Annotated in this window: 9 protein-coding genes; 7 read left to right on the top strand and 2 right to left on the bottom strand. The window is 69.5% G+C overall.

Translation table 11 applies throughout. The features are described 5' to 3' along the window. The first annotated feature begins 152 nt into the window (after window positions 1–152). Entirely contained in the window at window positions 153–392 is a 240-nt protein-coding gene (locus tag ACFUJR_RS26045) for an integrase core domain-containing protein (RefSeq protein WP_383178188.1), read from the top strand. A gap of 273 nt (window positions 393–665) precedes the next feature. On the opposite strand, the gene ACFUJR_RS26040 is transcribed toward ACFUJR_RS26045, so the two are convergent. After that, complete coding sequence (locus ACFUJR_RS26040; RefSeq protein WP_383178185.1) at window positions 666–1,517, bottom strand: LuxR C-terminal-related transcriptional regulator; 852 nt, start codon at window positions 1,515–1,517, stop codon at window positions 666–668. 318 nt (window positions 1,518–1,835) lie between these two features. Then, window positions 1,836–3,476, bottom strand: a complete 1,641-nt coding sequence (locus ACFUJR_RS26035) for an AMP-binding protein (RefSeq protein WP_383178182.1) — start codon at window positions 3,474–3,476, stop codon at window positions 1,836–1,838. 290 nt (window positions 3,477–3,766) lie between these two features. Here ACFUJR_RS26035 and ACFUJR_RS26030 point away from each other — a divergent pair, with 290 nt between their 5' ends. The 6 genes from ACFUJR_RS26030 to crtI are packed head-to-tail and all read left to right on the top strand — an operon-like array spanning window position 3,767 to window position 11,270. After that, window positions 3,767–4,927, top strand: a complete 1,161-nt coding sequence (locus ACFUJR_RS26030) for an acyl-CoA dehydrogenase family protein (protein ID WP_383178179.1) — start codon at window positions 3,767–3,769, stop codon at window positions 4,925–4,927. Between the two features lie 33 nt (window positions 4,928–4,960). Continuing rightward, window positions 4,961–6,502, top strand: a complete 1,542-nt coding sequence (locus ACFUJR_RS26025; RefSeq protein WP_383178177.1) for a succinic semialdehyde dehydrogenase — start codon at window positions 4,961–4,963, stop codon at window positions 6,500–6,502. A 22-nt stretch (window positions 6,503–6,524) separates the two neighbouring features. Next, window positions 6,525–8,009, top strand: a complete 1,485-nt coding sequence (locus ACFUJR_RS26020) for a flavin-containing monooxygenase (RefSeq protein WP_383178174.1) — start codon at window positions 6,525–6,527, stop codon at window positions 8,007–8,009. Beyond that, window positions 8,006–8,968: a phytoene/squalene synthase family protein gene (locus tag ACFUJR_RS26015; protein ID WP_383178171.1), complete on the top strand. Its 963-nt coding sequence runs from the start codon at window positions 8,006–8,008 to the stop codon at window positions 8,966–8,968. The genes ACFUJR_RS26020 and ACFUJR_RS26015 overlap by 4 nt, the downstream gene beginning before the upstream one ends. Continuing rightward, the gene (locus tag ACFUJR_RS26010) at window positions 8,965–9,756 is read left to right on the top strand and encodes a lycopene cyclase domain-containing protein (protein ID WP_383178168.1); all 792 of its coding nucleotides are present in this window, start codon (window positions 8,965–8,967) and stop codon (window positions 9,754–9,756) included. Before ACFUJR_RS26015 ends, ACFUJR_RS26010 begins: the two co-directional genes overlap by 4 nt. Window positions 9,757–9,782: 26 nt before the next feature. Beyond that, complete coding sequence (gene crtI / locus ACFUJR_RS26005; protein WP_383178164.1) at window positions 9,783–11,270, top strand: phytoene desaturase family protein; 1,488 nt, start codon at window positions 9,783–9,785, stop codon at window positions 11,268–11,270. The last annotated feature ends 6 nt before the right edge of the window (window positions 11,271–11,276 follow it).

Here is an 11,276-nt window from a genome sequence, read left to right as displayed (position 1 = left end):
CAAAATCCTCGGCTGGAAGACTCCAGCGGAGGTGTTCGAGGAACAGCTACGCTCGCTACAACAGCCCGGTGTTGCAACCACCAGTTGAACTCGCCGAGTACACGTCCAGGAAGTTCGCCCGCGCCTGCCGCCGACTGGGCGTGACGCGGTCCATGGGCCGGGTCGGCTCGTGCTTCGACAACGCCGTCAGCGAGGCGTTCAACAGCGTCCTCAAAGTCGAGTACGTCCACCGTCACACCTTCCGCACCCGCACCGAGGCCCGGCTCAAGGTCGCCACCTGGATCACCGACTTCTACAACACCCGCCGACTTCACAGCGTGTGCGGGTTCAAGAGCCCGATCGACTACGAGAACGAGTACCGGGCCGGCCTCACCGTGGGACTGGCTGCATAGGAAGGACTCCACGGTTCGAGGGGATTGACACCACGCTCATCCCCACGATCTCCGCAGCGCGCTCAGCAATGGGGAAGGAGAGAGCGGACAACCCCCGGCTCGGGGGAACGGGAAGACAGGGGTGGTCGTGGCTTCGGCCATGGAGCCACGGAGTGGTCTCCGCGGTCAGCTGTCGTGGGAACGCGGCCGAAGGATTCGCCGCCCGCGAGGGGATGGTGTCCGCTCGGCCACGGTCCGTGGTCGGTGTGACGGGCTCGGCTCGGTCCGGTGGACTCAGGCCGCCGGCCGGGGCCAGGCCGCATCCTTTGCGTTGCTGCCGGTGAGCCCCGCGTCGTGGGCGATGAGGGCGGCGCGCACGCGGTTGCTGCATCCGAGCTTGGTGAGCAGACGGCTGATGTGGGCCTTGACGCCTCCCTCGCTCAGGTGAAGGGCCCGTCCGATCTCGATGTTCGCCATGCCTTTCGCGACGAGCGCCAGTACCTCCTTCTCCCGCAGGGTCAGGCCGCCGATGAGTTCGCGGGCGCGCTCGACACGATCGGTGTCGATCTCCGCCATCCGTTCCAGCACGTGTTTGGCGACCTCCGGGCCCAGCGCCGCCCCTCCGGTGACCACCGCCCGCACCGCGGCCACGATGTCCTGCGGGTCGCCGCTCTTGAGCAGGCATCCGGCTACACCGGCCCGCAACACCCGGTCGACATGTCTGCCGTCCGGCGACGAGGCGAGCACCACCACGGCGGTCGTGGGCGCCAGGCGGTGCAGGGCACCGACGACCCGGGCCCCTTGGGTGCCGGCCATCACACCGTCGATCAGCAGCACTCCCGGCTGGTGACGCGAGGCCAGCGCGACGGCTGCGTTGGCGTCGCCCGCCTCTCCGGCGACGCGGATGCCCTCGGCCTGCTCCAACATCGCTCGGATACCGCCCCGTACCAGAATCTCGTGATCGGCTATGCCGACCGTGATCGCCGCATTGGCCTGCCTGCCGGTGCTAAGGTCTGGCGCTGCGACAGAGATCACCATCCGCCCTCGAGCGGAGTGGGCGTCGGGCCGGGTACCTTCGACAGTGGTCGTCTTCGTGGTCTGGAACTGGTCGAACGGCCGCTGGGTTCGCAGCGGGGGCTGTGCCATGCCGACTCCTCTGACAAACGTACAGTTTGGCGGGCAGATGTCCCGGCGCCAGTGCCGGAGCCTGCCCCCGAGAGTGAGGCGGAGCTGCGGTGCGGGCGCAGTCCGTGCGTACGGGTCGCACCGGCAACTCCCACCGCATCCACCGCACAACGGCTTTGCCATCGACACGCATGAAATGGGCGGTGGGTTCGCCTGTGTACCTGAACGGAACCGGCATCGGCTCGGGCGCTCGCGGTGAGGCCCTGCACCGGGCAGTCCGGCAGTCCTGTAGTTTGCCGCCCGGTAGTCCGCCAGTCCGGCGGACGGATTCTCCGGCAGCTAGCGAAGTCTGTTCCTGGTCAGCTTTCCTGTGCTGTTCCGGGGAAGTTCGCCGAGGAACACCACGTCTCTCGGAACCTTGTGACGGGCAAGGTGTGCCTTGACGTACGACCTCACCCCGTCCTCGTCGAGCAAGGCACCCTCGACGGGGACCACGTACACTTTCAGGCGCTGACCGAACTCCTCGTCCCGCACACCGATCACTGCGGCCTCCCGTATCTCCTCGTGCTCGGCCAGGATGTTCTCGATCTCGGCGGGGTACACGTTCTCCCCGCCGGAGACGATCATGTCGTCCTCCCGGCCGTCGATGAATAACCTTCCCTCGGCGTCGAGATGGCCGAGGTCGCCGCAGCTCAGCATCGAACCGATCATCTCGCGGGGCCGCCCGTCGGTGTATCCCTTGAAGGCCAGGTTGCTGGCGACGAAGACCCGGCCGGTGATGCCGGGTTCCGTGATCCGCTGCCCGTGCCGGTCGAAAATCGCGATCCGGGAGCCGACCGGGGGCCTGCCCACAGTTCCGGGAGCGGCCTTCCAGTCCTCGGGCACGGCCACGGTCGCGACCGATACCTCGGTAGACCCGTACATGTTGTGGATCACATCGCCGAAACGCTCCGTGGCCCGGTTGCCCAGTTCGGGGGTGAGTGGCGCCCCGGCCACAAGGATGATCCTCAGCGACGAGGTGTCGTACGAGTCAAGAACCTTCCGGCCGAGGTCGAGGATCCGGTGGAGCATCGTGGGCACCAGCACGAGTGCCGTGGCCCGGTACTTCTCGATCTGGCCCAGCAGGGCCTCGGGGTCGAACCGGCGGCGCACCACGGCGGCCGAGCCCAGCGACAGGGACATGAGGAACTGCGACAGACCTGTGCCGTGGAAGAGCGGCGCCCCCACCACGGTGCACTCGCCGTTACGCAGGGGGATCCGGTCCAGCAGCTGTGCGACCGCCAGCGGGTTGCCGACCGCGCGGGGTGCGGCCTTTGGCGTCCCCCCGGTGCCGCTGGTCAGCAGCACCAAGGGGCCCGTCCGCGCGGGTGGAGGCAGTGGCCTGTCGTCCGCGTCCTGGATCAACTGTTCCAGTGTCAGTACGGCAGATCCCTCCCCGGCGTGCTCGCCGTCGGTCCAGGCCAGGAAGGACCGCACCGTCTCCGGGAGACGGGCCGCGGCCAAGGCCTCGGAGAACTCCTCGTCGTACACGATGGCGTCCACGCCCTCGCGCTCGGCGACCTGGGCCAACTGGGGTCCGGCGAATCCAGTGTTCATCGGCATCAACCTGGCCCCCAGCTTCCCGGCTGCGACCATGGTCTCCACCGCACCGCGGTGGTCCCTGGCCAGCAGAGCGACCAACGAGTCGGGTCCGATACCGCGTTCGGCCAGGGAGCGGGCGAGGGCGTTCGTCCTCCGATCCATCTGATGGAACGTCAATTCGCCCAGCTCGTCGACCAGACACAGCGCGCTCCCCTCCTTCCGGGCCCCTGCCCACACGGGACCGGCGGCCACCCCGAGCGTGCGAATCGCGCGCGCCGACCGGACGAGCAGATCGGGCCTGCCGAAGCGGATCAGACCCGACCGGTGAAGGACTCCGAGACTGCGCAGGACGACGCCTGCCCGTCTGATGGGTCCATAGTCATCGTTGCTGTACGACACAGGTCCTCCACTTGTCCTGGGCCGGCCCCCGGCGTTGTCGACCGGTCCGTGCGTGTCCTAGTGCGTACCTTTGATTCGCCTTCCACTCACCTATCTCCGCGATCATGTGGCCGAGTGCGGATGTCCGAGGTGGCCGAAGGATTCGCGCCGTTGCGCCCCCAGTGGCCGATCGGCCGCAGAGTGCCCGCTGAGGACCGCGGAGCGGGTGGCGCCGCCTACGTTGAACCCGCCGTCGGCCCTGGGAGCGACGCCCGGCAGCTGACGAAGGCGGACGAGGGCGGAGAGGTGCGATGAACCACTTCCACGAGACACCCGAACAGCAGCGGCTGCGCAGCTCGGTGGCGGAGATGGCCGGACGCTACGGGCTGGAGTACTTCGCCGGAAAGGCGAAGTCCGGCGAGGACACCACCGAGGTGTGGGAGGAGGCCGCCCGCGCGGGCTTCCTCGGAGTCAGCATCCCCGAGAAGTACGGCGGTGCCGGCGCCGGGATCTACGAACTACAGCTCGTGGCCGAGGAGTTCGCCGCCGGAGGAGTGCCGCTGCTGTTCCTCCCCGTATCGACGGCCATGTGCGCCACCTTCATCGCGAAGGCGGGCACCGAGGAGCAGAAGAAGCGGTGGCTGGCCGGGTTCGCCGACGGCTCGGCACGGATGACCTTCGGCGTCAGCGATCCGGCCGGCGGTTCCAATCTGCACCGCATCGCCGCCACCGCCCGGCGTGACGGCGACGACTGGGTGCTGTCCGGCCACAAGTCGCTGGTGTCCGCGATCGATCTGTGCGACGCCATGATGGTGATCGCCCGCACCGAGGACGCCGCCACCGGGAAGCTGCGCCCGGCCCTGTTCATCGTGGACCGGGACGCGCCCGGTCTGTCGTACGAGAAGACGCCGATGGTCTTCACGGCGGCTACCGGGCAGTTCGAGGTCACCATGGACGAGGTGCGCCTGCCCGGCAGCGCCCTGGTCGGCGAGAACGGCTCCGCCCTCCGCGCGCTGTTCGCCGGAGCGCTCAACCCGGAGCGCATCACCTTCGCGGCCTGGAGCTGCGGGCTCGGCCGCTACGCCATCGACCGGGCCGTCCGCTATGCGCGCGAGCGCCGGGTGTGGAACACGACCATCGGCGCGCACCAGGGCCTGTCCCACCCGCTCGCCATGGCAAAGATCAATCTCGAACTGGCCAGGACCTTCGTCCAGAAGGCGGCCTGGCTGTACGACCACGGCCAGGACGTCAGCGGAGAAGTGGCCAACATGGCCAAGTACGCAGCCGGGGAGGCCGCCATCAGGGCCGTCGACCAGGCGGTGCAGATCCACGGCGGCTACGGACTGACCGAGGAGCACTTGGTCGGCATCCTCTACCCGATGGTCCGGGTGGCCCATCTCGCCCCGGTGAGCCGGGAGATGCTGCTCAACTTCGTCGCCGAGCACACCCTCGGCCTGGAGAAGTCGTACTGACGACCCGGCCATACGCCTGATCAGGGAGCCGAAATGCGCACCACGACGACCGTTCCCCTCGAACCGCTCCTCGCCTACGCGGTGGCGAGCGCTCCCCCCGTCAAGACCGTCTCGTCCCTGACGGGGGAGCCCTTGGTCGAACTCCCGCAGTCCACGGAGCGCGACGTGGCCGACGCCTACGCCACCGCCGCCCGCGCCCAGGAGAGCTGGGCCGCCGTCACGGTGAAGGAACGCGCCGAGGTGGTGCTGCGCTTCCACGACCTGCTGCTGTCCCGGCAGCACGAGATCATCGACCTCATCCAGGTGGAGACCGGCAAGTCACGCTGGCACGCCTTCCAGGAGGTCGCCGGCACCTCGATGAACGCCCGCTACTACGGGCTGCGGGCGCCGCGACTGCTCGCCCCCGCCCGGCGCTACGGCCTGCTGCCACGCCTGACTCATGTGCTGGAGCTGCGCGCCCCCATCGGGGTCGTGGGCACCATCTCGCCGTGGAACTACCCGTTCGAACTGGGCCTGTCCGATGTGCTGCCGGCGCTGCTGGCGGGCAACGGCGTGGTGCACAAGCCGGACAACCAGGGCGCGCTGAGCGTGCTGTGGGGTGCGCGGCTGCTGCGCGAGTGCGGTCTGCCGGACGGTGTCTACCAGGTGGTGCTCGGTGATGGGCCCGGCGTCGGCGGAGCCGTCGTGGAGCGGGCGGGCCACATCTCGTTCACCGGATCGTCGGAGGTCGGAAGGCTCGTGGCCGAGAGGGCCGGACGCCGACTGATCGGCATCTCCCTGGAACTCGGCGGCAAGAACCCACTGTTGGTGCTCGACGACGCCGATCCGGTCAAGGCGGCCTCCGGTGCCGTACGCGACTGCTTCACCTCGGCCGGCCAGCTGTGCGGATCCAGCGAGCGTATCTACGTCCACGACCGGGTGTACGACTCTTTCACCAGGGAATTCCTGGACCGCATCCGCAGGATGCGGTTGGGCATCGGCCTGGAGTACGGCCCGGACATGGGCTCGCTGGTCTCGCAGCGGCAGCTCGACACCGTGACCGAACACCTTCAGGACGCGGTAGCCAAGGGGGCGCACGTCCTCGTCGGCGGCCGGCATCGGCCGGACATCGGCCCGTACTACTTCGAGCCCACCGTGCTGACCGGGGCCACCCCGGACATGAAGTGCTTCGACGAGGAGACCTTCGGCCCGGTCATCGCGCTGTACCGGTGCCGTTCGGTGGAGGAGCAGATCGAACGCGCCAACGCCGGCCGGTACGGCCTCAACGCCTGCGTCTGGAGCGGCGACAGCACCCGCGGCCGCAAGGTCGCCGCCCGGCTGGAGGCGGGCACCGTGAATGTCAACGAGATCTTCGGGGTGAGCTACGGCAGCATCGACGCGCCCATGGGCGGCATGAAGGACTCCGGGATCGGGCGCCGCCACGGGATCGAGGGCCTGCAGAGGTTCACCGAGGCGCAGACCATCGCCACCCAGCGCGGTGTCGCCCTGGAGCCGCCCCTCGGCCTCAGCCAGGAGACGCTGGCCCGCGGCTACACCAATGTCCTGCGCGCCTTTCGAGCTGTACGCCGCCGCTGAGCAGCGAAGAACAGGAAACCGAATGACGACTGAGAAGACGCCTGCCCCGATCCAGGTGGCGGTCATCGGGGCAGGCCTCGCGGGGCTGTGCGCGGCGATCCGCCTCAAACAGTCCGGAATCTCTTCCTGCACGGTGTTCGAGAAGGCCGAGGAAATCGGCGGGGTCTGGCGCGACAACAGCTATCCCGGCGCGGGCTGCGACATCCCGTCCTGCCTGTACTCGTACTCCTTCGAGCGGCACGGCGCATGGACCCGCACCTACGCCGAACAGCCGGAGATCCTCGATTACATCAGGCGCTGCGCGCAGCGCAACGGGATCCGGCCGCACATCAGGTTCGGCACCGAGATCACCCACGCCCGTTTCGACGAGAGCACCGGACTCTGGCGGCTGCGCTCGGCATCGGGGGAGCAGTACGAGGCCCGGGTGCTCGTCACCGCCACCGGGCAGCTCAACCGCCCGCGGCTGCCGGACCTCAAGGGCATGGACGACTTCCGGGGCACCGCCTTCCACTCGGCCCGCTGGGACCACGGGCACGACCTGACCGGACGCTCGGTCGCGGTGATCGGGAACGGATGCAGCGCGGTGCAGTTCGTGCCCCGCATCGCTCCCGTCGTGGAGCGGCTGCGGATCTTCCAGCGTTCCCCCAAGTGGATCATCCCGAAGATGGACCGTACGTATGGGCCGGCGACCCTGCGGGCCTTCGAGCGGTTATCCTGGGCGCGGCAGGTGCCGCGTGCCGCCTGGTGGTTGATGGCCGAGACCGTCGCCTACTCGCCGATCCACCGGGGTGCCATCGCCAGGGTGCTGGCTGCCCAGGCCCGCCACCATCTCCGCCGCCAGATCCCGAACCCGGTGCTGCGCGCGCAGCTGACACCGGACTACCCGTTCGGCTGCAACCGGATGATCCTGTCCAACGACTACTACCCGACCCTGACGCGCCCGAATGTCGAACTGGTCACCGACGGCATCGAGCGCGTCACCCCGGATGGCATCGAGACGGTCGACGGCAGGGTCCACCAATCGGACACCATCATCTACGCCACCGGCTTCCGTTCGACGGACTTCCTGTCCCCGATCGAGGTGGAGGGCCCCGGCGGGCGGCTGCGCGACGTGTGGCGAAGCGGCGCCTCGGCGTATCTGGGCATGACCGTCCCCGGCTTTCCCAACCTGTTCGTGCTCTACGGACCGAACACCAGCAGCGGCAACAACTCGGTCATCTACATGCTGGAGAGCCAGGTCCGGTATCTGCTGCGATGCCTCGAGGTCATCGGTGACCGGCGGACCATGGAGGTCAGCCGGCAGGCGCTCGACGACTACCAGCGCGGGCTCGACGCCGGACTGAGCTTCACGGTGTGGCTGGGTGACTGCCGCAGCTGGTACAAGACCGACTCCGGCACAGTCACCAATCTGTGGCCGCACCGCGCCTACCGGTACCGCCTCGCCACCCGGGAACCGGATCTGACGCACTACCGGGTCGGCGAGCGCACAACGGTGGTCCGGGGATGAGCCCGGGGACGGCGTCCGGGCGGCCGAAGCCCACGCGCATCAAGAGCTCGCACGCACGCTGGCTGGACGCGGCGGGCATCCACGACCCCGCTCTGCGGGCTGCCTTCGAGGAGTGCCGGAAACTGCAGGCCTCCTTCGGCCGCACCTACTACCTGGCGACGCTGCTGCTGCCGCCCGCCAAGCGCCCGTACGTCAACAGTCTCTACGGCTTCGCCCGTTACGCCGACGAGATCGTGGACAACGGCGACCCACTCACCAGGGCCGAGACCCTGACCCGGTGGAGCGACCGGGCCCTGGACGATCTGCGGCGCGGCGAGAGCGCCGACCCGGTCTGCCGGGCCCTGCTGCACACGATGCGGGTCTGGGACATACGCGCCGAGCACATCGAGGCGTTCCTCACGTCGATGCTCATGGACCTGACCGTCACCGAGTACCCCACCTACGCCGACCTGCAGAAGTACATGTACGGGTCCGCCGCGGTGATCGGGCTGGAGATGACGCCGATCCTCGAGCCCCGCGAGGACGGCGCGTACGAGCGGGCCCATGCGCTCGGCGAGGCGTTCCAGTTCACCAACTTCATCCGCGACATCGACGAGGACCTGGACCGGGGACGCCTCTACCTTCCCCTGGAGGACCTGGACGCCTTCGGTGTCAGCCGCGAAGAGCTCGAGGCCCGCGTCGTCACCCCGCGGATCAGGGAACTGCTCCGCTACGAGATCCACCGCACCCGCCGGATCTACGCGTTCGCGGCCGAGGGCGTCGACATGCTGGCGCCCTCCAGCCGCGACTGCATCCACACCGCCCTGGCCCTGTACGGCGGTATCCTCGACGAGATCGAGCGAGCGGACCACCAGGTCTTCGACAACCGCCGCGCGGCCGTGAGCCTGCTCAGACGGCTGCGGGTGGCGCTGCCCGCGTATCTGCACGCTCGGCGGCAGTGGGAGGTGAGCGGGGCATGACCTACCGGGTCTTCCTGTGCACCGTCCTGCTGCCGCTGCTGCTCCTGGTCGTCGCCCTGCTGGTGATGCGCCACCGGGCGCTGCCGGCGGACCTGCGTGCCGGGGGGCGGCGCGGACTGGTGACGGTGGGGATTCTGGCCGTCGTGGCGGTGGTGTGGACGACGCCGTGGGACCGATGGCTGATCCTGCACGGCGCCTGGAGTTATCCGCCGGGGAGCGTGATCGGCACGGTGGCCCGGGTGCCGGTCGAGGAGTACCTGTTCATGGTCGGTCAGACGCTACTGACGGGCTGCTGGACGCTGTACGTCACCGCCCGTGCCCCCGAGCGGACGCCCGCGAAGGAGGCGTGGCGGCGTCCGGCATGCTGCGCCGGGTGGCTCGCCGCGGCCTGCGCCGGCTGGCTGCTGACGACCAATCAGCCGAGCCTGTACCTGGGGGCCATCCTTGTCTGGTTCGCCCCGCCGCTCGCTCTGCAGGCGGCCATCGGGGCCGACGTACTGCACGCCGCCCGTGCGGACCGTCTCCGCGGACTCGCCCTGACCCCGGTGCTGTGGGCGGCGGACGCGCTGGCCATTCATGCCGGAGCGTGGCGGATCAGCGACGTGCACACCGTGGGGTTCGCGCCGGCCGGACTGCCCCTGGAGGAGGCCGTGTTCTTCCTGGCCACCAATCTGCTGGTGGTCGACAGCGTCCTGCTGGTCCGGGCCGCGCCGGTGCGCGAACGGATGGGCACGGCGGTCGGGCGGGCACGGCGGCCGGCGGCCGTATTCGAACCGGGGCGTCACTGACCGGCCCGCACTCGAGAGGACACTCCATGGCGATACGTGCAATCCGTACGGTTCAGGGACCCACCCGCCGGGTGGTGATCGTCGGGGCGGGGCTGGGCGGACTGTCCGCGGCCCTGCGGCTGGCCGCCGCCGGGCGGGAGGTCATCGTGGTCGAGCGGGAGCCGGTGCCGGGCGGGCGGGCCGGGCTGCTGCAGGAGGGCGGCTACACCTTCGACACCGGTCCGACGGTCCTGACCATGCCGGACCTGATCGCCGACGCCCTGGGCTGTGTCGGCGAGCGGATGGAGGACTGGCTGAAGCTGGTCCGGCTCGACCCCGTGTACCGGGCCTCCTTCGCGGACGGCACACGGCTGGACGTACGGGCCGACCCCGAGGACATGGCCGAGGAGATCGCTCGGGTCTGCGGCGGGCGAGAGGCCGCCGGATACCGGCGGTTCCACCGCTTCATGGAGCAGATGTACCGGTACGAGATGAACGACTTCATCGACCGCAACATCGACAGGCCATGGAACGTGCTCACCCCTAACCTGGCCCGGCTTGTGGCGCTGGGCGGCTTCCGCCGCCTCGCCCCCAAGGTCGCCTCCTATCTGCGGGACGACCGCACCCAGCGGATCTTCTCCTTCCAGGCGATGTACGCGGGGGTCTCGCCCCAGCAGGCCCTGGCCCTGTACGCCGTCATCGCCTACATGGACACGGTCGGCGGGGTGTTCTTCCCGGTCGGCGGGGTGCACGCGGTCCCGAGGGCGCTGGCGGGGGCGGCGGAGAAGCACGGGGTGGTCTTCCGGTACGGCACCGAGGCGGCCCGGGTGGAGATGTCCGGGTGGCGCGCGACCGCGGTCATCACCACGGACGGCGAGCGGATCCCGGCCGACGCCGTGGTCCTCAACCCCGATCTCCCCATCGCCCACCGCGAGCTGCTCGGCCGCGAGCCCCGCTCGGTGCGGCGGCTGCGGTACTCGCCCTCCTGCTTCCTGCTGCTCTCCGGCGGCCGGGCCACCCATCCGGACCTGGGCCACCACAACATCCACTTCGGCCGTGCGTGGCGAGGCGTGTTCTCCGAACTGCTCGACCAGGGGCGACTGATGAGCGACCTGTCGTTCTTCGTCACCTCGCCCAGCCGCACCGATCCCCGGCTGGCCCCGCCGGACCGGCACACCTACTACACCCTCTTCCCCACGCCCAATCTCCGGTCCGGCCTCGACTGGGACCGGCTCGGGCCGCTCTACCGCGACGAGGTGGCGGCGACCCTGGAGAGCCACGGCTACACCGGTTTCGGCTCGGCCATGGAGGTGGAGCACATGATCACCCCCGCCGACTGGCAGCGTATGGGCATGGCCGAGGGGACACCGTTCGCGGCCTCGCACGTCTTCTCCCAGACCGGCCCATTCCGGCCCGGCAACCTCTACGGCGAGAACGTCGTCTTCGCCGGCTCGGGCACCCGGCCGGGTGTGGGTGTCCCCATGGTGCTGATCAGCGGACGACTGGCGGCTCAGCGCGTCACCGGGGTGGCCTGAGCCGAC

Origin of the sequence: Streptomyces sp. NPDC057271 (assembly GCF_042668715.1) — a bacterium.
Taxonomy (GTDB): Bacteria; Actinomycetota; Actinomycetes; order Streptomycetales; family Streptomycetaceae; genus Streptomyces.
The sequence above is the reverse complement of the archived record's forward strand: the minus strand, read 5'-3'. Positions and strand labels throughout refer to the sequence as shown.